This is a genomic window from Aurantimonas sp. NFXS3 (genome assembly GCF_049132005.1).
In the GTDB taxonomy this organism is placed as follows: domain Bacteria; phylum Pseudomonadota; class Alphaproteobacteria; order Rhizobiales; family Rhizobiaceae; genus Aurantimonas; species Aurantimonas coralicida.
Window position 1 is genome coordinate 176393 of sequence record NZ_JAGDDZ010000002.1, and the last position, 23070, is coordinate 199462.

The window sequence follows — 23070 nt, forward strand, 5'->3', positions numbered from 1 at the left end:
GGTGCAAAAAAAAGATCGCAGGATACGCCAGCGCACTTCCGGTGATCGGTCTTTCGGCCGGCTCGGTCAGGCTTGGCATTCGGGCGGCCCGTCTCAGGAGCGGCGTGGTGCGGACCGAAGTCTATGGGAGGATAACAGATGAAAACTACATGGATGTGCGGTTTATCGACACTCGCCCTGCTTGCCGCCGGCGCAACGCAGGCTGTGGCGCAGGATAGTTCCGACCCGGTCAAGATCGGCGTGCTGGTGACGCTGGAAGGGACCTATACCGTACCGGGCCAGGACGGCGTGCGCGGCCTGGAGGCGGCGCTGAAGGCGGCCGACTACCAAGCCGGTGGCCGCAAGATCGAGGTCATCACCCAGTCCACCGACACCACGCCGGACAGCGCCACCCGCGGCGCCCGCAAGCTGGTCGACCAGGACGGCGTCGACATCGTCATCGGGCCGTTGTCCGGCTCCGAGGGCATCGCGATCCGCGACTATTCCAAGACCCGGCCGGACGTCACCTTCATCAACGGCATCTCCGGCGCCATGGAGACCACCTACGTCACGCCGTCCGAGAATTTCTTCCGCTTCAACATCGACGGCGCGCAGTGGTCGGCGGGTCTCGGCGAATACGTCTTCAACGAGAAGGACTACAAATACGTCGCCACCATCGGCGAGGACTATTCCTTCATCTACACCCAGGTCTTCGGCTTCGTGACCGAGTTCTGCCGGGCCGGCGGCGAGATCACCGACCGGTTCTGGGTGCCGCTGGGCACTAAGGATTTCGGCTCGATCATCGCGGCGCTGCCCGATGACGTGGACGCCATCTATCTGGGCCTGGGCGGCGGCGACGCCGTCAATTTCCTCAACCAGTATCAGCAGGCCGGTGGCCAGGCGAACCTCATCGGCGGCTCGATCATGGTCGACGGATCGGTGCTGTCGTCGGAAGGCAGCGCCAAGCAGGCCCTGATCGGGGTGCCGTCCTCGGGCCCGCAGGCCGACACCTGGGACGATCCGCGCTGGCAGGAATGGGTGAAGCTCTATCAGGACAGCTTCCCCGAGAGCGATCGCTTTCCGACCCCGTCGCTGTTTGCGACCGGCTACTACAACGCGACCAGCGCGGCGCTCCAGTGCCTGAGCACGGTGGAGGGCGACCTCTCCGACGGCCAGACGAAGTTCCGCGACTGCCTGTCGAACCTCAAGCTCGAGGCGCCGAACGGCGACATCACCCTCGACGAGAACCGCCAGGCGATCGGTGCGAACTTCGTAACCGAAGTGGTGGAACTCGACGACGGCACGCTGGCCAACAAGATGGTCCGCAAGGTCGACGACGTGAACCAGACGCTGGGCATCGAGAAGGCCGCCTTCGATGCCATCGGCCTGCCGAGCCGCGACGTTCCGGCCTGTCAGAAGTCCTACTGACGCGAAAGCCAGCGGCCCGGGTGCGCATGCGCCCGGGCCGCCGTCTTCCCGACATATCGCATCGGCCGGGGCAATGACGCTCATCACCTATCCCACGCGCGTGCACTTTGCCGACGCCGTTCTCGCCGAGGCGCTGCATTCGGAGATCGAGAGCATGGCGCTGCTCGCACCGCTGCTGATCGTCCCCGACGCGCCCGACGCCGCCGAGAGCCGCGAGGTCATCCTGTCCGGCCTGCCGGTCGCAACCGACATCCTGTCCTTCGATCTCGCCGAAACGGCCGATCTGTCGACCGCCGCGGTGGCGCTGTGCGAGCAGTTCGCCGGCCAGCGCGTCGACACCATCATCGCCTTCGGGGCCGCGCGGGCGATCGAGCTCGGCCGCAAGGCCCGCAAGATGCTGTCGCAATTCGGGCCGCGGCCCAAGCTCTATGCCGTACCGGGCATCGACGGCCTGCCCGACCCCTGCCGGCGCAATGTGGAAAGCTGGCGCAGCGGCCTGCCCGACGTCCTGATCTGCGACCCGACGCTGATCCTTTCCGCCGGTCCCGAGGACAATCTGCGCTCAGCCCTGCGCAGCCTCGTGCGCAGTCTCGAATCCTATCTGGCCTCCACCTACAATCCGACCGCCGACGGCATGGCGCTCGACGCCTTCAGCCGCAGCGTCGCCAATTTGCCGCGGCTCGCGGCGGCCCCCGACGTCACGGTCAGCCGCGAGCTGATGGCCGCCGGCCTCAATGCCGCGCTGAGCCAGCAGAAGGGGCTGGGCCCGGCCCAGATGCTGGCGGTGGTGCTGGCCGCCCAGCATTCCGGCCTCGATGCGCTGGCCGCCGCGCGGCTGCTCCTGCCGGGAACGCTGGCGGCGATGGAGGCCGAAGTCGAGCGCACCGATCTCCTCGGCCGGATGATCGGTGCCGGCGCGGATCGGCGCGAGGGCGCCGCGACGGAGCGGCTGTCGGCCTATCTCGGCGCGATCCCCAGCCTTGCGCCGCGCCTGTCGGATCTCGGGCTGACGCCGGACGATCTCGACGAGGCGGTGTCCGAGGCCGAGCGCGCCGACATCCTGCCGAAGGGCGCTGCCCGCACGGTGCTGGAGGGGGTCTTTTGAAGCCGTTGCTGATCGCCGGGGAATGGGTCACGACCTCCCACGCCGTGCCCAATGTGAACCCGTCCGACGTCTCCGACATCGTCGATGTCCATGCCCAGGCCGGCCGGTCCGAGGCGGAGGCCGCCATTGCCGCGGCGAGCGCCGCCGCTCCCGCCTGGGGTCGCACCGATCCGCAGACCCGGTCCGACATCCTGCACCGGGCCGGCGAGGAGGTGCTGCGCCGGTCCGACGAACTCGGCCGCCTGCTGGCCCGCGAAGAGGGCAAGGTGCTGCGCGATGCGATCGCCGAAGTGGCGCGGGCCGGTCGCATCCTGCGCTATTTCGCCGGCGAGCCGCTGCGCACCGGCGGGCAGTTCCTGCCGTCGGTCCGTCCCGGCGTGAATATCGAGATCACCCGCGAGCCGGTCGGCGTCGTCGGCATCATCACGCCGTGGAACTTCCCGATGGCGATCCCGGCCTGGAAGATCGCGCCGGCGCTCGCCTGGGGCAACACGGTGGTGTTCAAGCCCGCCGAACTGGCGCCCGGCTGCGCCTGGGCGCTGGCCGATATCCTGCAACGCGCCGGATTGCCGGCCGGCGTCCTCAACCTGTTGACCGGTCCGGGCTCGGTCGTCGGGCAGGCGATGCTGGACGACGCCCGTGTCGATGCGATCAGCTTCACCGGCTCGCAGGCGACCGGTGCGCGGGTCATGGCCGCCAGCGCGCCGTTGCAGCGCAAGGTGCAGCTGGAAATGGGCGGCAAGAACCCGCTCGTCGTCCTCGACGACGCCGATCTCGACCGCGCCGTCGCCGCGGCGGTGGACGGCGCCTATTTCTCCACCGGGCAGCGCTGTACCGCCTCGTCGCGGCTGATCGTGACCGAGCGCATCCACGACCGCTTCGTCAGCGCCGTCGCCGAGCGCCTTGCCGGGCTGCGGACCGGCCACGCGCTGGAGGAAGGCACCGACATCGGTCCGGTCGTCGACGCAGCGCAGCTTCGCATCGACGAGGCGGCCATCGCCCGCGCCCGCGCCCAGGGCGGCAGCCTGCGGGTCGGAGGAGACCGCGTGACGCAGGCGACCAAGGGCTTCTTCCTGTCGCCGGCCCTGATCACCGAAACGACCAGCGACATGGCCATCAATCGCGAGGAGGTGTTCGGCCCCGTCGCCTCCGTCATCCGGGTGCGCGACTATGACGAGGCGCTGGCCACCGCCAACGATACCGATTTCGGCCTGTGCGCCGGCATCTGTACCGAGAGCCTGAAATACGCCAGCGATTTCAAGCGCAACGCACGCGCCGGGATGGTCATGGTCAATTTGCCGACCGCCGGCGTCGACTATCATGTGCCGTTCGGCGGGACGCGGGCCTCGAGCTTCGGGCCGCGCGAGCAGGGGGCCTTCGCAGCGGAATTCTACAGCACCGTGAAGACGGCCTACACCGCCTCTTAGGCACGTTTGAAGCACTCGCGACCGTCCTGCGCTGTATACCGCAAAGTCTGTTTCTTTGTTCTTCGAACTTGTCTGGCCGCGCGGAACATGGCCCGATAATTGGCCGGTCGAAGCGGAGGGAGAAGCCGCGCGGCCGTCGTTGATCGGGAGGATCACGAAATGAGCCATGCTATCGCGGTGTGTCACGGCGCCTTCGGCCGTGCCGCGCTGTACGAGCTTGATCGCACCATCACCACCCATGCCCATCGCGAGGGGCATCTGGTGTTCTATGTCGGCGGCGATGCCGCCAGCCTGATGGTGCACAATGCGCGCAGCGACCTGACACCCGGCCATGCCGTCGCGGTCAGCCCGTGGGAGCCGCACTCCTTCCACGTGCCGGAAGGCCGGATCAACATCTGCCTCGTTCTCTACATCAAGCCGATGTGGTTCCTGGAAAACAGCGACATGGCGGAGTTCTCGCTGTCCTTCGGTCGGTCGCGGCTGACCCTCAACCAGAGGCAGCGCGAATTGCTGACCCGGATCACCGTCCTGTTGATGGGCAACGAGAACGCCATGGCGTTCGACGAATTGCTGTTCACCCTGACGCAGGAGTGCTTCAGCCTGTCCTGGGACCAGCGCCACGGACGCCGCCCCTCGGCCCTGCGCCGGTTCTCCGACTTTCGCGTGCGCCGCTCGCTGCGGCTGATCCAGGAGAAGGTCGGCGAGGAGATGCCGATCGACGAGGTCGCCCGCTCCGTCGGCCTGTCGCGCCCCCATTTCTTCAAACTGTTCAAGCAGTTCATGGGTGTGACGCCGAATGTCTACATCAACACGCTGCGCTCCGAAAACGCCATTTCGGACCTTCTGAGCACGCCCAAATCGGTGACCGACATCGCCTTCGATCTCGGATTTTCCAGCCAGGCGAGCTTCACCCGGTTCTTTTCCTCCAATGTCGGCATCGCGCCGAGCGAATACCGCCGGGTGGCGCATGTGACGTCGGGCGCTTTTCCGATGATGGGGGACCGCACCAGACTATCGGGTATGCCGCCGAGCCCCCGCCCGAACTAGCATCTGTCCCTGAAGAGCCATTGGCTCGGGGGAGATGAGCCGTGATCTTTGTGACGCGACCTGAGGTTTGCCAGGCACGGACCGGCCGGAGGGCCGAGACGTGAGGGTCTTTGCGACCCGGCATCCGATCTGGACCGCGATCCTGGCGATCCTGGCGGTCGTCCTCCTGTGGGCGATCTTCGCCGTCTGGCCCGAGGGCCTCGAAGACGTCATCGGTCGCAAGAAGATCTTCCTCAACGCGCTGTTCAACGGCGTCACCCTCGGCGGGCTCTACTTCCTCGTCGCGTCGGGCTTCACCCTGATCTTCGGCCTGATGCGCAACGTCAATCTCGCCCATGGCTCGCTCTACCTGATCGGCGGCTATGTCGGCTTCTACACCGCCGACATCACCGGCTGGTGGCTGCTGGCCTTCCCGGTGGCCTTCATCATCGTCGGCCTGATCGGCGTTCTCATGCAGATCTTCGTCTTCCGCCGGATGGAGGGGGAGGATCTGCGCCAGACCCTCGTGACCATCGGCATCTCGATCGTTCTGGCAGACCTGATGCTGTGGAGTTTCGGCGGCGATTTCTACAACATCACCCCGCCGCAATGGCTGTCGGGGCCGCTCGATACCTTCTTCACCACCGGCTACGACCGGCGCGGCGAGCTGATCTTCCTGCGCTATCCGTCCGTGCGCATCGTCATCTTCCTCGCCGCCGTGGTCGTCGGCCTCGCCATGTGGCTGATGCTCAACCGGACCCGGATCGGCATGCTGGTGCGCGCCGGCGTCGACGATCGCGACATGCTGTCGGCGACCGGCGTACGCATCCAGCTCGTTTTCGCTTGTGTCTTCGCCTTCGGGGCCGGCCTTGCCGGGGTCGCCGGGGTGGTGGGCGGCACCTTCCAGTCGGTCGCGCCGGGCGAGGATACGCGGTTTCTCCTCGCCTCCCTCGTCGTCGTTATCGTCGGTGGTATGGGCTCGATCCCCGGCGCGGCGCTCGGGGCCCTGTTGATTGGCATGGCCGAGCAGTTCGGCTCGGTCTACTTTCCGACCTACGCGGTGGTGCTGACCTTCCTGATCATGGTCGTGGTGCTGGCCTTCCGGCCCTACGGCCTCCTGGGGCGCGCCTAGATGGTGGCGATCGACAGGCCCTCCGTCACGGCGCGGCCCTCGGGCCTCGAGCGGGTGCCCGCGGCCTACTGGGTGGTCGGGCTGCTGCTTCTGGTGATGCCGGCCTTCGCCTCGGGCTTCTTCCTGTTCCAGATCATGGGCTGGGCCTTCGTCCTCGGCCTCATCGCCCTGAGCCTGATGTTCCTCGCCGGCTATGGCGGCATGGTCAGCCTGGCGCAGATGTCCTTCGCCGGACTGGCCGGATACCTCGTCGCGATCTTCGGCGTGAGCGGCGTCAGCGCGGTCTCGCAGGGCTGGCCTTGGTGGCTGGTGATCCCGCTGTCGCTGGCGATCACCATGCTGTTCTCCACCGCCGTCGGCTGGCTCGCCGTGCGGACCGAGGGCATCTACACGATCATGATCACCCTCGCCATCGCGGCGGCGTTCTTCTACTTCACCCGCCAGAACTACGACGTCTTCAACGGCTTCTCGGGTTTCAACTCGGTGCTGCCGCCGCAGCTGTTCGGGGTGAACTGGCGCGAGTCGGTGCCGTTCTACTATCTGTCGCTGTTCTGGGCGGCGGTGGGTTATTTCGCCGTCCTCTACATCAGCCGCGCGCCCTTCGGCCTGGCGCTGCAGGGCGTGCGTGACAATCCGCGCCGGATGGCGGCACTGGGCTACAACGTCACCGCGCACCGGGTGGCGGCCTATGCCTTCGCGGGACTGATCGCCGGTGTCGGCGGCATCCTCCTGACCTGGCAGAGCCAGCAGATCTCGCCCGGCACCGTCGGCATCCAGCCGGCCATCGACATTCTCGTCATCGCCGTCGTCGGCGGGTTGCGCCATCCGATCGGGGCCTTCATCGGCGCGCTGATCTACGTGCTTCTGAAGACCTTCTCCACCGACGTCCTGATCTCGCTCGGACTGTCGGGCGAGCGCTTCCAGCTCCTGGTCGGTATCGGCTTCCTGGTCGTCGTGTTCTTCTCGCCCGACGGCTTTCTCGGCATGTGGGACAAGTTCCGTGAGAGCCGCAATCGCGATCCGCTGACCGGCACCGACCGGAGGCAGGCGCCATGAGCGCCGCCGCACCCTCGCGCGGCGCCAGCGCCGACTACGCCCTCGAACTGCGCGGCGTCTCGAAACGCTTCGGCGCCCTGGAGGCGCTGGGCGGCATCGACCTGAAGGTGCGCCCCGGCGAGCGCCACGCGGTGCTCGGCTCGAACGGCGCCGGCAAGACCACCCTGTTCAACTGCATCACCGGCGATTTTCCGCCGACCACCGGCGCGATCCGCTTCTTCGGAGAGGACGTGACCGAGTTTCCTGCCCAGGAGCGGATCCGGCGCGGCCTGCGGCGCACCTACCAGATATCGCTGCTATTCAGCGGGCTGAGCGTCCGCGACAATGTCTATCTGGCCTGCCGCGGCGTCTCGCGCGGCCGGTTCTCGTTCCGCCGGCCGGGCAATCGCGACGCGCTGGTCGCCACCGCCGAAGATCTCGTGCGCACGGTCAATCTGGGCGACGTGATGGACCAGACCGTGGCCGATCTCAGCTACGGGCAGCAGCGCCAGCTGGAGATTGCCATGGCGCTGTCGGGGGCACCGCGCTTCATCCTGTTCGACGAGCCCGCCGCCGGCCTGTCGCCGACCGAGCGGCGCGAACTGATCGGCATCCTGACCGGCCTGCCGGGCCATGTCGGCTTCATCATCATCGAGCACGACATGGACGTGGCCCTCAGGGTCAGCGAGCGGGTCACGATGATGCACAACGGCCGTGTCTTCAAGGAAGGCAAGCCGGCCGAGATCGAGGACGATCCCGAGGTCCAGGCGCTGTATCTGGGAGGTGGGCATGGCTGAGGGTACGCCCATCCTCGAGGTCCGCGACCTCAACGTCTATTACGGCCACAGCCACGCCCTGCAGGGCGTGAACCTGCGCATCGGCGGCGGCATCCTGTCGGTCGTCGGCCGCAACGGCATGGGCAAGACCACCCTGTGCAAGGCGATCATGGGCCTGGTGCCGGTGCGCGCCGGGTCGATCGCGCTGGCCGGGCAGGCCATTGCCGGACGCACTCCGGCCGAGATCGCGCGCATGGGGGTCGGCTACGTCCCGCAGGGGCGCCGCCTGTGGCGCTCGCTGACGGTCGACGAACATCTGCAGCTCGTCGCCACCAAGGGCGGCGCCTGGACGCCGGAGCGCATCTATTCGGTGTTTCCGCGCCTGGCCGAGCGCCGCAGCAATGGCGGCGGGCAATTGTCCGGCGGCGAACAGCAGATGCTCGCCATCGGCCGGGCGCTGCTGCTCAATCCGCGTCTTCTGGTGATGGACGAGCCGACCGAGGGCCTTGCCCCGGTGATCGTCAACCAGGTCGCCGAAATGCTGGTCCGTCTGGGCGAGGAAGGCGACATCGACGTCCTGGTGATCGAGCAGAATATCGGCGTCGCCTGTTCCGTCGCCGACCGCGTCGCGATCATGATCAACGGCAAGGTCGACCGGGTGATGGAGGCGAGCGTTCTCGCCGCCGACCGTGACTTGCAGCAGGCGCTTCTCGGCGTCGGACGCCACGCCCATGACGAGACGCCGGGGCCCGATGCGCCGCGCCGCGAGGCCGCGACGCCGGCCGAGAGCGGCCCGGTCCGCATCTATCTGTCCAATCCGAAGCTCCCGACCCGCTGGTCGGCGAACGTGCCTGTCCATGTCATCGAACGCGCCGCGCGCACCGTCACGACGCCGGCCGAGACCCCGGCCACGGCAGGCCGGCCGATGGCGCCCGCGGCGACGCGGGGCGGCACCGTCTATGTCTGCGGAACGCTCGACACCAAGGGTGCCGAGCTGCGCTACATGCGCGACATCGTCAAGGCCGCCGGCCTGCGCGTCGCCATGGTCGACCTGTCCACCAGCGGCAAGCCGTCGGGCGCCGATATGCCGCCCAATGTCGTGGCGGGTCACCATCCGCGCGGCGCCGCCGGCGTCTTCACCGGCGACCGCGGCAGTGCGGTGGCGGGCATGACCCTCGCCTTCGAGCGCTGGATGCGGGCCCAGACCGATGTCGCGGGGCTTCTGGCAGCCGGCGGGTCGGGTGGCACGGCCCTGGTGGCGCCGGCCTTCCGCAGCCTTCCCGTCGGCGTGCCCAAGCTCGTCGTCTCGACCGTCGCCTCCGGCAACACCGCGCAATATGTCGGCGCCTCCGACATCACGCTGATGCCGTCCGTCGCCGACGTGCAGGGGCTCAACACCATCACCCGGCAGGTCCTGGCCAATGCCGCCAATGCCGTCGCCGGCATGGTGAAGACGCGGGCGAGCGCGGCCCCGGCAGCCGACCGCCCGACGGTGGGCCTGACCATGTTCGGGGTCACCACGACCTGCGTCCAGGCCGTCGTGAAGGAGCTGGAGGCAGATTATGACTGCCTCGTCTTCCACGCCACCGGCACCGGCGGGCGAGCGATGGAAAAGCTCGTGGCGAGCGGCATGCTCGGCGCGGTCCTTGACCTGACCACCACCGAGATCTGCGACATGGTCGCCGGAGGCGTCTTTGCGGCCGATGAGACCCGGTTCGATGCGATGATCGCCAGCGGGCAGCCCTATATCGGCGCCTGCGGCGCCCTCGACATGGTCAATTTCAACGCCCCCGAAACGGTGCCCGAGCGCTATCGCGACCGTCTCTTCTACGAGCACAATCCGCAGATCACCCTGATGCGGACGACGCCGGCGGAAAACGCCGAGATGGGCCGCTTCATCGGCGAGAAGCTCAACCGCATGAACGGTCCGGTGCGGTTCTACCTGCCCGAGGGCGGCGTCTCGGCGCTCGATGCGCCGGGCCAGCCCTTCTGGGACCCGGCCGCCGATCGCGCGCTGTTCGCCGCGCTGGAAGAGACGGTGCGCCAGACCGCGTCCCGCAAGCTCGTTCGCGTCCCCCACAACATCAACGACCCGGCCTTCGCGGCGGAGATCCTGCGCAGCTTCCGCAGCCTGCATTCGCGCCCGCAAAGCCCGTCGAAACTGTCCCGGAGAGCCTGACCATGCACGACCGCCAGACCCTGATGACGAGATTTCGCGCCATGCGCGACGCGGGCGAGCCCATCGTCGGCGGCGGTGCCGGCACCGGGCTGTCGGCCAAATGCGAGGAGGCCGGCGGCATCGACCTCATCGTCATCTACAATTCCGGCCGGTTCCGCATGGCCGGGCGCGGCTCGCTGGCCGGCCTGATGCCCTATGGCGACGCCAATGCCATCGTCATGGAGATGGGCAACGAGGTCCTGCCGGTGGTCAAGCGCACGCCGGTCCTGGCCGGCGTCTGCGCCACCGACCCGTTCCGGATGATGGATCGCTTCCTCGACGAGGTGAAGGCGGCGGGCTTTTCCGGCGTCCAGAACTTTCCGACCGTCGGCCTGATCGACGGCAGCTTCCGCGCCAATCTCGAAGAGACCGGCATGTCCTACGCGCTGGAGGTCGAGATGATCCGCCTCGCCAATGCGCGGGACATGCTGACGACCCCTTACGTGTTCTGCGAGGACGACGCCCGCGCCATGGCGGCGGCCGGCGCCGACATCATCGTCGTGCATCTGGGCCTGACCACCGGCGGCGCGATCGGCGCGGCAACCGGGGTGGCGCTGCAGGATGCGCCGGCGGTGACCGACCGGCTGGCGCATGCCGCGCTGGAGGTCAATCCGGACGTGCTGGTCCTCGTCCATGGCGGCCCGGTCGCCCAGCCCGAGGACGCCGAATACGTCCTCGCCAACACCACCAATTGCCACGGCTTCTACGGCGCCTCCTCGATGGAGCGGCTGCCGACGGAAATCGCGCTCACCGAACAGACGCGACGGTTCAAGATGATCGGCCGCAAGGCCGAAGCGGGGAGGGATCAGTAATGACCGGCGAACTCATCGGACAACTCATCCTGTGGCTCATCCTGGCCGTCATCGTCGTGTTCATCCTCTACTGGGTGATGAACTGGCTCTACCGGCGGTCGACCAAGGAAATCGCCTTCGTGCGGACCGGTTTCCTCGGCGAGAAGGTGGTCATCGACGGCGGCGCCTTCGTCTGGCCGATCGTCCACGACATCACTCCCGTCAACATGAACTCGATGGACCTCAACGTCACGCGCGAGCGTGAGCGGGCCCTGATCACCAAGGACCGGATGCGGATCGACGTGGAGGCGTCCTTCTATGTCCGCGTCGCCCAGACCAGGGAGGGCGTGACCCTGGCCGCCTCGACGCTCGGTCGCCGCACGCTGGAGCCCGAACGCATCCACCAGCTTCTGGAGGGCAAGTTCGTCTCGGCGCTGCGCACCGTCGCGGCGGAGATGACGATCGAGGAACTGCACGAGCATCGCGGCGACTATGTGCGCCGGGTCATCGCCACCGCGCAGGAGGGGCTCGACAAGAACGGGCTCGAACTGGAAAGCGTCGCGATCCTCGACATCGACCAGACCGAGATCGAGTTCTTCAATCCCTCGAACCGCTTCGATGCCGAGGGCCTGACGAGCGTCATCGAGGCGATCGAGAGCCGGCGCAAGATGCGCAACGACATCGAGCAGGAAACCTCCCTCCTGATCCGCGCCCGCAATCTGGAGGCCGAGAAGCAGTCGCTGGGGATCGAGCGCGACAGCGAGAACGCCCGGCTGGAGCAGGAGCGCGAGATCGAGTTCCGCCGCGCCCAGCAGCGCGCCGACCTGGCCCGTGAACGCTCCGAACGCGAGAAGGAGGGCGAGGAGGCCACCCTCCTGAACCGCGAGGCCATCGAGAAGGCCCGCATCTCCAACGAGCGCAGCATCGCCGAGGCGCGCATCGCGTCCGAACAGACGATCCGCCAGCACGAGATCGAGCGGGCCCGCATCATCGATGAAGCGGAGATCACGACCCGCGAGGCCATCGAGAAGGCCCGCATCCAGCAGGAGCGCGTCCTGTCGGAAACCCGCATCACCTCGACGCGCGACACCGACGCCGCCGAGATCGCCGCGCGCGAAGCGATCGAGAAGGCGCGCATCGCCCAGGAGCGCGAGCTGACCCGCGCCCGCATCGAGAAGGACCAGGACACCCAGTCCAACGAGATCGCCCGCAAGCGCGCCGTGGACGAAGCCGAGATCAGCGCGAAGGAGAGCGTCGAGAAGGCCCGTATCGCTCAGGAGAACGAGGTCAGCGAGGCCCGCATCTCGCTGGAGCGTGCGACGCGGGAACGCGAGATCGCCCGCAATCTGGCGATCGAGGAGGCCGAGATCGCCGCCCGCGAAGCGGCCGAGAAGCTGCGCATCATCCAGGAACGCGCCGTCAGCGCCGCCCGCATCGCCTCCGACCGCGAGACCCGCTCGCTGGAGATCGAGCGCAAGAAGGCGCTGGAAGAGGCGGAGATCGCGTCGCAGCAGGCGACCGAGGCCGCGAAGATTGCCCGCGAGAAGACCCTTGCCGCCGAGCGGATCGCCTCCGAACAGGAGACCCGCGCGCTGGAGATTGCCCGCCGCCGCCTGCTCGACGCCGCCGAGATCGAGGCCGCCGAGGCCACGGCCAAGGAGCGTATCGGACAGGAGGAACGGGTCCGCGGTCTGGAGATCGCCCGCAACCGCGCCATCGACGAAGCCGAGATCGCGTCGCGCGAGGCGGTGGAGAAGGCCCGGATCGCCACCGAGGCCCGCACCTCGGTCGAGCGGATCGAGAGCGAGGAGCGCACCAAGGAGCGCGATCTGGCCCGCGAACAGGCGGTGGCCTTCGCCGACACTGCCAAGCAGGAGGCCGTCGAGGCCAAGCGCATCGCCAAGGAGAAGAAGCTCGCGGCCGAGCGCATCGCCTACGAGCAGGACATGCGCGAGCGCGAAATCGCTCGCAACCGCGCCGTGGACGTTGCCAGCGTGACGGCGCAGGAGGCGATCGCCACGGCCCGGATCGCCGAGGAGAAGCGCACCCGCGCTGCCGCCATCGACCGCGACACGGAAATCCGCTCCCGCGAGATCGAGCACCAGGAGGCCATCGAGGCCGCCGAGATCAGTTCGCGCCGTCTGGTCGAGGGCCAGCGGATCGAGAAGGAGGCGGAGACCACGGCCGAGAAGATCGCCCGCGACCGCCGCATCCGCGAGCTGGAGATCGAGCGCAACAAGGCGATGGATGCCGCGCAGATCGCCGCCGACGAGGCGATCGAGGCGGCCCGCGTCTCCAAGGCCAAGACGGTCGATGCCGAGAAGATCCTCGCCGAGCAGGATCTCGATTCCCGCAAGCTCGAGCGCCGCAAGGTGCTGGAGCAGCTCGAGATCGCCCGCATGCAGGCGCTGCGCGAGGCCGAGATCGCCAGCCAGGAAGAGGTCGAACGCGCCAAGATCGCCTCGGAGCGCGGTCTCGACGACGCCCGCATCGGCCATCAGGCCGAGCGTCGCAAGCTGGAGATCGCCCGCGAACGGGCTGTCGAGGAAGCGACGATGGAAAAGACCATCGCGCTCTATCGCAAGTCGCTGGATGAAAGCGCCGCCGCGGTCGAGGCCGAGAACGCCCGCGCCCGTGCCGTCGAGGCCAGCGAGAAGGTCAAGACCACGGCCGAAAGCGAGGTGGCACGACGCGCCAAGACGGTCGGCGTGACCGGCGCCGAGCTGGAAGCCGAGCGCAAGCGGATCGGCGCCGAGGCCGAGAAGATCCGTGCCGCGGTCGAGGCCGAGGCGCAGAAGCTGATCAACGAGGCCGAGAACGTCCTGACCGACGGCGCCCGCGCCAGCCTGTTCAAACGCAAGATGCTGGAGCATGTGGAGGGCATCGTGGCGGCCAGCGTCAAGCCGCTGGAGAAGATCAACGACATCCGCATCATGCAGCTCGGCGGGTCGGGGACACAGGGCCTCGACTGGGCGAATGGCGGCGGCAGCGGCAATGGCGCCAGCGGTGGTGGCGGCGGGCAGGGTCCAAGCCCGACGGACGAGGTGATGAACTCGGCCCTGCGCTACCGCGTCCAGGCGCCCTTCGTCGACAGCCTCCTCTCCGACATCGGCATCGACGGGGCGAACATCGCCAAGTCCGACATCTTCCGCAACGCCTCCGACATGACCCGCGCGGCGTCGGAAGCGGCGCGGGCCAAGGCGCCGAAGGTCGCCGCCGACAAGAAGGAGGGCCGCTGACATGGCAAGGGTCTATGTCAGCTCGGTCATTCCGGCCGAGGCGTCCCGCGTCTGGGAGCGGATCCGCGACTTCAACGCGCTGCCGAAATGGCATCCGCGCATTCGCGACAGCCGCATCGAGGACGCCCTGCCCTCCGACAAGATCGGCTGCATCCGCAGCTTCCACCTGCAGAGCGGCGACAACATCAGGGAGCAGCTCGTCGGCATGTCGGATTACGACCTGTTCGTCACCTACGTCATGCTCGACGGCCCGCAGCCCTGGTCCGACTACATGGCGACGCTGCGCCTGACGCCGGTCACCGACACGGGGCACTGCTTCGCCGAATGGTCGGCCGAATTCAGCTGCGATCCCAAGGACGAGAGCGATCTCGTCACCGGCACCGGCCGCAACGTGTTCCAGGGCGGTTTCGACGCGCTCAAGCGGCATTTCGGGGGCTAGGCGGCGCTCATGGTTCACGTCGTTCGCAGCACCGTTCTGGAGGCGCCGGTCGAGGCGGTCTGGGAGATCGTGCGCGATTTCAACGGCCACGACCGCTGGCACCCGGCGGTCGCCACCAGCCAGGTCGAGCGCGGCCGCGTGACCGACCAGGTGGGGGCCGTGCGCCGCTTCCGGCTCGAGACCGGCGAGGAGCTGCGCGAGCAATTGCTGACCCTGTCGGATGCCGAGATGTCGATGACCTACTGCCTGCTCGATACGCCGATCCCGCTGCTCAACTACGTCGCCCACATAAGGCTGTCCCCGGTCACCGATGGCGACGCCACCTTCTGGCACTGGGAAAGCCGCTTCGACACGCCGAAGGGCCGGGAGGCCGAGTTGGGGGCCGCGGTCGGCGACGGCATCTATGTCGCCGGCTTCGAGGCGATCCGAACCGAGCTGGGGGCCTGACATGCTGAGCGTTCAGACCTGCGCGACACTTGAAGAGGCGGCCCGGCAGATGGGCGATCGCACCCGCTTCCTGGCCGGCGGCACGCTGGTGATGCGCGGCGTGAATTACGCCGATCCGTCCTTCGACCGGATCGTGCGGGCCCGCACCATGCCCCGCGAGATCCGCTCCGACGGCACCGGCCTGAGGATCGGCGCCGGCGCGACCATGGCCGATCTTCTCGCCGCGCGCGACGCCGAGATCCTGCATCCGGTAGCCCGGATGATCGGCGGGCCGGCCGTCCGCAACATGGCGACGGTCGGTGGCAATCTCTTCGCGGCGCATCCCTATGGCGACCTGGCCACCGCGCTGCTGGCGCTGGATGCGCGGGTCGAGATGGCCGGTGGTGCCACCGAGCCGATGGAAACCTTCCTTGCCGGCCGCGACCGCCAGCGCGGACTGGTGACGGCGGTCATCCTGCCGCGCGCCACGGCCTCGGAATTCCGCTGGGCCAAGATCAGCCGGGTCAAGCCGAAGGGCGTGTCGATGCTGTCCATCGCCGCCTGGCTGCAGGGCGGCAGTCGCATCACCGACGCGCGGATCGCCTTCGGCGGCATGGGGCCGACCCCGCTGCGCGCCAAGGCGGCGGAACGCGCGTTGCGGGACCGCACACTGGACCCGGCCGGCATCGAGGGCGCGCTCGCCGCCTGCCTCGACGGGCTGGCCCCCGCCGACGACGCCCTGGCGAGCGAATGGTACCGGCGCGAGGTCGCCCCGGTGCATCTGCGGCGCCTGTTGCTGAGGGAGGCGCGCTGATGGCCAAGACACCCGTCCGATTCACGTTGAACGACGCCGAGACCGCGCTGTTTGTCGACGAAGGCGCCAACCTGATCGACGTCCTGCGGCGCGGCGCCGGCGATCTGTCGCCCAAGCAGGGCTGCGCCCAGGGCACCTGCGGCGCCTGCACCGTGCTGATCGACGGCCAGCCGCATCTGGCCTGCCTGACACTGGCCGAAACCGTCGAGGGGCGACGCATCGACACGACCGGCGGGCTGGCCGGCGGGCCGCAGCTCCACCCGCTCCAGACGGCCTTCATGGAAGAGTTCGCTGCCCAGTGCGGCTTCTGCACCAGCGGCATGCTGATGGCCGCCAAGGCGCTGCTCGACCGGCAGCCCAGCCCCAGCCGCGACGAGGTGGCCGAGGCGATCTCCGGCAATCTGTGCCGCTGCACCGGCTACGAACCCATCATCGACGCGGTCATGAGGGCGAGCCAGCGGATGAGGGGCGCGGCATGACCAGCATCGAGTTCCGCAAGGACCTGTTCGCCGACGAACGCGACGACACGCTGAAGGAGATCGGCCAGCCGACCATCCGGCAGGACATTCTCGGCCATGTCACCGGGCGCACGCCCTATTACGACGACCATCTGTTCGACGGCCTGTTGCACATGCGCGCCGTCCGTTCGCCCCACCACCATGCGCGCATCCGCTCGATCGACACGCGCGAGGCCGAGCGGATGCCGGGCGTGCGCCGGGTGGCGACCGCCAGGGATGTGCCGAACAACCTCAACACGCTGCTGTCGCTGATCAATTTCGGCAAGGACGACGAGCCCCTCTGCGCCCATGACAAGGTTCGCTACAAGGGCGAGACGGTGGCCTGGGTGATCGCCGACACCGAACGCCTGGCGCGCGAGGCGGTGGCGCAGGTGCGGGTGGACTACGAGGTGCTGCCCCATGTCCTCGACCCCGAGGAGGCGCTGAAGCCCGGCGCGCCGGTAGTCAACGAAGTCTATCCCAACAACAGCTTCGACTATCACGAGCGCTACGATCACCAGAAGCTGCGCTTCGGCGACGTGAACGCGGCCTTCGCCCGCGCCGACCATATCGTCGAGGCCGAGTACCAGATGTCGCCGATCGAGCAGGCGCCGATCGAGACCTGCGGGGCCATCGCGGCGCCCGAGCAGAACGACCGCTATGTCTGCTACACCAACACGCAGGCGCTGTTCTTCTCGCTCGGCACCACGGCCAAGCTCCTCGACATCCCGTCCTCGCGGCTGCATTTCATCGGCGGCACGGCCGGCGGCGGCTTTGGCGGCAAGGTCGACAGCATCGTCGAGCCGACCGCCGTTCTCGGCGCGATCCTGACCGGGCGGCCGGTGCGCTTTGCCTGGGACCGGGAAGAGGAGATGCAGGTCGGCGCGCCGCGCGGCGCCGAGCGCTGGCGGCTCAAGGACGGCGTGATGGCCGACGGGCGCATCGTCGCGCGCGAATTCACCGGCTTCTTCGACAGCGGCGCCTATACGCGCCTGTCCTCCTACGCCATCGTCAAGGGCACCGGCCATCTGCCGGGCCCCTATTTCATCCCCAATGTGGCGTCCAACGTCTATTGCTGCGTCACCAATCGCACCCCGGCGACGGCGATGCGGGGCTTCGGCATCACGGCGGTGGATTTTGCCATCGAATGCCAGATGGACCGTGTCGCCGAGGCCGTCGGCATGGACCCGATCGAGCTGCGCATCCTCAACGCCTATCGCGACGGCGACATGAAGGCGCATCGGCGCAAGGCCAAGAACACCGCGCTGATCGAATGCTGCCAGGTGGCGGCGGGCAAGGCGCAATGGCCGCTGTCCGGGGAGGCGATGGCGCAATCGTCGCTGACGGGCGGCGGCACGCCGGAGCGGGTGGCGATCCCCGAGACGGTGACCGACGACGAGGGCCGGATCGGCGAGCGCCGGGCCGGGCGCACGGCCTCGACCGCCCCTTCGAAAAACGGCCGCGGCCGGGTGCCGGCCGGCCAGCATGGCGCGACCATCGTCGCGGCGCCGCCGCAGAACCCCGACATGCAGATCGAGGCGGACCGCATCGGCCACCGGATGGGTAGCGAGACGCCGCCTGCCGCAATGGGCCCGGCCTCCGGCGCCGCACAGCCTTCCGCGCCCTATCGGCCGGCGTCCCAGACCGGCGGCGGTATCGTGCCGCCCCGGCCGACACCGCCCCCAGCCGCGCCGTCCCCGGCCGCGCGATCTGCTCCGCCGCCCGCGTCACCATCCTACGGCACGCAGCCGGCGCCGGGCTCGCCGCCCGCCTCGACAACCGGGGCGCCGCACGATGCGCATTACCAGCGGCCGGCACCGACCGAACCCGAGCCCTATCGGCCCGACAAGCCGTTCTCCCGCGGTACGCGCCGTCCCGGCAGTTCGCCCTTCCTGTCCGGCACGCGGAGGCGATGACATGACCATTCACAAGGGCAGGGGCTTTGCCTGCATCAATTATCCGATCGGCATGAATCTCGGCGGCGACCCGTCGCAGGCGCTGGTTCATTCGACGCCCGACGGCAAGTTCATGGTGGCGCTGTCCGCCATCGATCTCGGCCAGGGAATGAAATCCGTGTCGCGCCAGATCGCCGCCGAAACCCTCGGCGTGCCGATCGAGGACGTCTATGTCGACACCGCCGACAGTGACACCGGCCCGCACGACATGGGCTCCTTCGCCTCGCGCGGTACGCACCGGGTCGGCAATGCGGTGATCCGGGCGAGCGCCGAGGCGCGCCGGCAGATGCTGGAGGCGGCGGCCGAGGAGATGGAGGTCGATGCCGGCGACCTGACGACCGACGGCAAGGGCAACATCCACGTCAAGGGCGCGCCGGGCCGCGCGATCACCGTCGCCGAAACGGCCATCGCCGCGCAGTTCAAGCAGGGCCGCACCCTGTCAGGACGCGGCATCTTCCTGATTCCGCCGTCGAGCGCCGACCCCGAGACCGGTGAGATGACGCCGGTGACCTGTTTCGCCCATGCGGCCCTCATCATCGACCTGGAGGTGGACGACGAGACCGGCGAGGTCGAGGTGAAGGAGATCAACTCCGCCTATGAGGTGGGGCGGGCGCTCAATCCGAAACTGGTCGAGCAGCAGCTGATCGGCGGGGCGTGGATGGGCGTCAGCCACACGCTCTACGAGACCACCGAGCCCTATTATCCCGATCGCCGGCACGGGGCGACGGACTTCAACCACTATCTGATGCCGGGGCCGGCCCAGGTCGTGCCGCACCACATCGCCGTCCTGGAACGCCCGGCCGAGGATGCGCCCTTCGGCGGCAAGGGGCCGGGCGAAATGTGCGCCAACCCCGTGCTGCCGGGCATCGCCAATGCCATCTACGACGCGATCGGCCTGCGCTGCGACACGCTGCCGATCACGCCGGAGAAGATCCTGCGCGGCCTGCGCGAGATGGGCGGCGCCCGGCCGCCGGCCCGCTCGAAAGGACGCGCCGCCTGATGGTGACCCGGGCGACCATAGCCGGCATCTCGTCTCCCGCGGAGCTGCAGACGGCGCTCGACGGCGCCCAGTACATCGCCGACGACGCGCTGGCGACGGCCGCCTATCTGGCGCTGGCGCTCGGCAAGCCGCTGCTTCTGGAAGGCGCGCCGGGGGTCGGCAAGACCGAGGCCGCCAAGGCGCTCGGCGGCGTCCTCGGCCGCAGCGTCATCCGGCTGCAATGCTACGAGGGCATCGACGCGGCCTCGGCGCTCTACGAATGGAACTATCCAAGGCAGATGCTGGCCATCCGGCAGGCGGGTCAGGACTACGTCAATCTCTATTCCGAAGATTACCTGCTCGAACGGCCGCTGCTGGCGGCGCTGCGCAATCCCACCGGCACGCTGCTGCTGATCGACGAGATCGACCGGGCGGATCACGAGTTCGAGGCGTTCCTCCTGGAGTTCCTCTCCGACTTCACGATCTCGATCCCCGAGACCGGCACGGTGCGCGCGGCGCAGCCGCCGGTCGTGGCGTTGACGTCGAACCGCACCCGCGACCTGCACGAGGCGCTGCGGCGCCGCTGCGTCTATCACTGGATCGACTATCCCTCGCCGGAGCTCGAAGCCCGGATCGTCATGACCCGCGCCTCGCGCGTCGCCGAAGCGACGGCCCGGGCCGTGGTGGCCTCGGTGGGCCTCTTGCGACAGGAGCCGCTGGCCAAGCCGCCAGGTGTCGCCGAAACCGTCGAATGGGCCGAGGCCGCGACGCTTCTGAATTCGCAGGGCGCTCGCTGGCCCGACGCCTTCGCGCGCGCGATCGGGGTGGCGCTGAAGGACCATGACGACCTCTCCTACGTGCGGGACCGGCTGGCGGCGATCCTGCCGGGCGAGGCGGCATGACCCCGCGCGCGCTCGATCCGTTCCTGCGCTTCGCGCCGTCCCTGCGGCAGGCCGGTTTTGCGGTGTCGCCCGACCAGACCGTGGACTTCATCGCGGCGGTTGGCGTTCTCGGCCCGCGGGACATGACCGACATCTGGCGCGCCGGGCGGGCGCTGTTTTCCGTGCCGCCCGAACGCGTGGCCGAATACGACGCGATCTTCCGCGCCGTGTTTCTCGATCAGGTCATCCGGGCCCCGACGGAGACCGAGGACGAGGAATCGGAAGCCCACGAGCCGACCGGCGGAACGCAGGACATCGAAGCCGGGGACGAGGAGAGCGAGGCGGGGGCGGATGCGACCGAGGCCGAGCGCCTGACGTCGCGCAGCATCGCCAGCCGCGACGACGCGGCCGCAGCGCGGCTCCTGCGGCAGGCGCCGGCCGCGCTGCCGCGCCGCCTGTCCTATCGCCGGCGCGCAACCCGGCACGGTGACCGGATGGATCTGCGCCGGACCCTGCGCGAGGCCGCCCGCCGCGACGGCGAGGTGCTGCGCCTGCACGAGACGCGCCGCAAGTTGCGCCAGCGCCGGGTTCTGCTGCTGATCGACGTCTCCGGCTCGATGAAGGCGCAGAGCGAGGGCATGATCCGCCTCGGCCATGCGCTGGTGCAGGCCGCCGACCGGGCGGAAGTGTTCACGCTGGGCACCCGCCTCACCCGGGTCACCGCGGCCCTGAAGCCGGCCGACGCCGAACAGGCGCTGCCCCGCGCCGCTGCGGCCGTTGCCGATTTCGATGGCGGCACGCGGATCGGCGAAGCGCTGCAGGCCTTTCTCGCGGTGCCGCGCTACGCCGGCTTCGCGCGCGGCGCGGCGGTGACCGTGGTGTCGGACGGGCTCGAGCGCGGCTCGCCGGCGGCCATGGTCGACGCAGTCAACCGCCTCTCCCGCATCGCCTGGCGGGTCGACTGGCTGTCGCCGCTGGCCGCCGATCCGCACTACGCCCCGCGCACCGCGGGGCTGCAGATGATCCTACCCGTCCTCGATCATCTCGGCGACGGCGCCTCGCCCGGCCGGGTGGCCGATCACTTCCTCGAATATGCGAGACGAAAATGATCGACGCGCATCATCACATCTGGCGCCAGGTGGACCTGCCCTGGCTGATCGGCCCGGAACAGCCGCGCATCTTCGGACCCTACCGCGCGATCATGCGCGACTATTCGATCCGCGAATACCAGGCCGACCTCGCCGGCACGGGCATTGCGAAATCGGTCTATGTGCAGGCCAACTGGGCCCCGAACTGGGCCGCCGACGAGGTCGCCTGGGTGCAGGAAATCGCCGAGGAGCACGGCACCATCGCCGGCATCGTCGGCTATGCGGACTTCACCGAACGCGACGTGACCGCCCAGCTCGACAAGCTCAAGCGCCACGACCGGATGCGCGGCATCCGCCAGCAGCTCCACTGGCACGAGAACCCGCTCTACCGCTTCGCCAGGACCCCCGATCTGGCCCGCGACGAGACCGTGCAGAAGAACGTCGCCCGGCTCGCCGACTATGGCTGGAGCTTCGACCTGCAGGTGTTTGCGGGCCAGATGGAAGGCGCCGCCGAGCTCGCCCGGGCCTGTCCCGAGGTGACCTTCATCCTGCAGCACGCCGGCATGAAGGAGGACCGGTCGGAGGCGGGCGACGCGGCCTGGCGCGACGGCATGAAACGGCTGGCCGACTGCCCGAACGTCGTCACCAAGCTCAGCGCCTTCGGCACCTTCATTCATCGCAACGATCCGGCCTTCATCGAGGAGATGATCCTCGCGACCGAAAAGCTCTTCGGCGCCGAGCGCTGCATGTACGGGTCGAACTTCCCCATCGAGAAGCTCTGGACCTCCTACACCGAGCTGTTCAACGCCTTTCGCGCCGGGGCGAAGTCCCTGTCCGCGAAGAAGCAATCCGCGATCTTCAACGACACCGCAGCCCGCATCTACCGGCTGTAGACGACACAAGGGGGGAGACCATCATGGCCTTGCAGATCCACATCCTCGACTATGGCGACATCGAGCTGGAGACGAGCTTCCTCGTCCTCGGGCACGAATGCGGCCGCACCCGCCGGGTGCCGGTCTACGGCTTTCTCATCACCGGCGGCGAATATCCGATCGTGGTGGACACCGGCTACCGCGACAACGCCATCATGGAGAGCCTCGGCATGCGCGGCCTCCAGTTCCACGAGAACATGATCGAGAACCAGCTCGCCCGGCACGGTCTGAAGCTCGGCGACATCCGCTACGTGCTGCACACCCATCTGCATATCGACCATGCCGGCAAGGACGATCTGTTCCCGATGAACACGACCGTGGTCATCAACCGGCGCGAGATGGAGTTCTCGGTGTCGGGGATCATGTTCCCGCAATATCCCAAGCCCGACATCAAGCATCTGGTCGACCGCATCTACGAACCCGAGGCGATGCGCTTCCTCGACCTCGACATCACCGGAGCCGAGGAGATCATCCCGGGCGTCTGGTGCGAGCCGGCGGGGGCCCATACGGAAGGCTCGATGAACGTCATCGTCGAGACCGCCGAGGGCCTCGCCTGCATCTGCGGCGACGTCATCTACGACTTCAACGACCAGATCGTGAACCACGTCCACACCAACAACTGGATGGAGCCGCGCGTCACCGGCAACCATTCCGAATCGAAGCGGGCCGAGAAGGGCGCGATCAAGAAGCTGCTGAACAACTACACCTTCCTGCTGCCCATCCACGACCGGCCGGCGAAGATCGAGCGCCAGAAGGTGGTCGGGCGGCTCGGCATGACGGTGCCCGGCCCGATGACCGAGACCCTGCCGAACCGTCCCTGGTTCCCGGTCTGACTTTGCCGGCTCACCGGAGTGCAGGGGCATGAACCGCGCCGCCGGTCCGGCGCGACCGGCCGGTGCCGAG

The 23070-nt window shown here is 68.5% G+C and carries 19 protein-coding genes and 1 pseudogene; all 20 read left to right on the forward strand.

The window, feature by feature from the left end; all coding sequences use genetic code 11:
• The first annotated feature begins 138 nt into the window (after positions 1-138).
• The 20 genes and pseudogenes from J3367_RS06035 (at position 139) to J3367_RS06130 (ending at position 23000) form a co-directional block, all read left to right on the forward strand.
• Positions 139-1407 (forward strand): ABC transporter substrate-binding protein, encoded by a 1269-nt coding sequence (locus J3367_RS06035; protein WP_024350898.1) that lies wholly within the window; start codon positions 139-141, stop codon positions 1405-1407.
• 73 nt (positions 1408-1480) lie between these two features.
• Positions 1481-2512 carry an iron-containing alcohol dehydrogenase gene (locus J3367_RS06040; RefSeq protein WP_024350897.1) on the forward strand — a complete coding sequence of 344 codons (1032 nt, stop codon included), beginning with the start codon at positions 1481-1483 and terminating at the stop codon, positions 2510-2512.
• Positions 2509-3939: an aldehyde dehydrogenase family protein gene (locus J3367_RS06045; RefSeq protein WP_024350896.1), complete on the forward strand. Its 1431-nt coding sequence runs from the start codon at positions 2509-2511 to the stop codon at positions 3937-3939. The genes J3367_RS06040 and J3367_RS06045 overlap by 4 nt, the downstream gene beginning before the upstream one ends.
• Positions 3940-4098: 159 nt before the next feature.
• On the forward strand, positions 4099-4986 hold the full coding sequence (locus J3367_RS06050) for a helix-turn-helix transcriptional regulator (RefSeq protein WP_024350895.1): 888 nt from the start codon (positions 4099-4101) through the stop codon (positions 4984-4986).
• A gap of 100 nt (positions 4987-5086) precedes the next feature.
• The gene (locus J3367_RS06055) at positions 5087-6097 is read left to right on the forward strand and encodes a branched-chain amino acid ABC transporter permease (RefSeq protein WP_024350894.1); all 1011 of its coding nucleotides are present in this window, start codon (positions 5087-5089) and stop codon (positions 6095-6097) included.
• A complete protein-coding gene (locus J3367_RS06060; RefSeq protein WP_024350893.1) occupies positions 6098-7153 on the forward strand; it encodes a branched-chain amino acid ABC transporter permease in 1056 nt (351 codons plus the stop codon).
• Positions 7150-7929, forward strand: coding sequence for an ABC transporter ATP-binding protein (locus tag J3367_RS06065; RefSeq protein ID WP_024350892.1), 780 nt, complete (start codon positions 7150-7152; stop codon positions 7927-7929). Before J3367_RS06060 ends, J3367_RS06065 begins: the two co-directional genes overlap by 4 nt.
• Entirely contained in the window at positions 7922-10087 is a 2166-nt protein-coding gene (locus J3367_RS06070) for an ABC transporter permease (RefSeq protein WP_024350891.1), read from the forward strand. The genes J3367_RS06065 and J3367_RS06070 overlap by 8 nt, the downstream gene beginning before the upstream one ends.
• A 2-nt stretch (positions 10088-10089) precedes the next feature.
• Positions 10090-10938: a phosphoenolpyruvate hydrolase family protein gene (locus J3367_RS06075; protein ID WP_029703199.1), complete on the forward strand. Its 849-nt coding sequence runs from the start codon at positions 10090-10092 to the stop codon at positions 10936-10938.
• Positions 10938-14156, forward strand: a complete 3219-nt coding sequence (locus J3367_RS06080) for a flotillin family protein (protein ID WP_024350889.1) — start codon at positions 10938-10940, stop codon at positions 14154-14156. The genes J3367_RS06075 and J3367_RS06080 overlap by 1 nt, the downstream gene beginning before the upstream one ends.
• A 1-nt stretch (position 14157) precedes the next feature.
• Positions 14158-14595, forward strand: a complete 438-nt coding sequence (locus J3367_RS06085; RefSeq protein ID WP_024350888.1) for an SRPBCC family protein — start codon at positions 14158-14160, stop codon at positions 14593-14595.
• A gap of 9 nt (positions 14596-14604) precedes the next feature.
• Positions 14605-15042, forward strand: coding sequence for an SRPBCC family protein (locus J3367_RS06090; RefSeq protein ID WP_024350887.1), 438 nt, complete (start codon positions 14605-14607; stop codon positions 15040-15042).
• Position 15043: 1 nt separating this feature from the next.
• Complete coding sequence (locus J3367_RS06095; RefSeq protein ID WP_024350886.1) at positions 15044-15835, forward strand: FAD binding domain-containing protein; 792 nt, start codon at positions 15044-15046, stop codon at positions 15833-15835.
• Positions 15835-16314: a (2Fe-2S)-binding protein gene (locus J3367_RS06100; protein ID WP_024350885.1), complete on the forward strand. Its 480-nt coding sequence runs from the start codon at positions 15835-15837 to the stop codon at positions 16312-16314. Before J3367_RS06095 ends, J3367_RS06100 begins: the two co-directional genes overlap by 1 nt.
• Positions 16311-17855: pseudogene (locus J3367_RS06105) on the forward strand (xanthine dehydrogenase family protein molybdopterin-binding subunit); the annotation flags it as partial. The gene J3367_RS06100 and the pseudogene J3367_RS06105, both read left to right, overlap by 4 nt.
• 394 nt (positions 17856-18249) lie before the next feature.
• Positions 18250-19287, forward strand: a complete 1038-nt coding sequence (locus J3367_RS06110) for a xanthine dehydrogenase family protein molybdopterin-binding subunit (RefSeq protein WP_024350883.1) — start codon at positions 18250-18252, stop codon at positions 19285-19287.
• Entirely contained in the window at positions 19287-20168 is an 882-nt protein-coding gene (locus J3367_RS06115; protein ID WP_024350882.1) for an AAA family ATPase, read from the forward strand. The genes J3367_RS06110 and J3367_RS06115 overlap by 1 nt, the downstream gene beginning before the upstream one ends.
• Complete coding sequence (locus J3367_RS06120; RefSeq protein ID WP_421460460.1) at positions 20165-21256, forward strand: vWA domain-containing protein; 1092 nt, start codon at positions 20165-20167, stop codon at positions 21254-21256. The genes J3367_RS06115 and J3367_RS06120 overlap by 4 nt, the downstream gene beginning before the upstream one ends.
• The gene (locus tag J3367_RS06125; protein WP_024350880.1) at positions 21253-22128 is read left to right on the forward strand and encodes an amidohydrolase family protein; all 876 of its coding nucleotides are present in this window, start codon (positions 21253-21255) and stop codon (positions 22126-22128) included. Before J3367_RS06120 ends, J3367_RS06125 begins: the two co-directional genes overlap by 4 nt.
• Before the next feature lie 23 nt (positions 22129-22151).
• Positions 22152-23000, forward strand: coding sequence for an N-acyl homoserine lactonase family protein (locus tag J3367_RS06130; protein ID WP_024350879.1), 849 nt, complete (start codon positions 22152-22154; stop codon positions 22998-23000).
• The last annotated feature ends 70 nt before the right edge of the window (positions 23001-23070 follow it).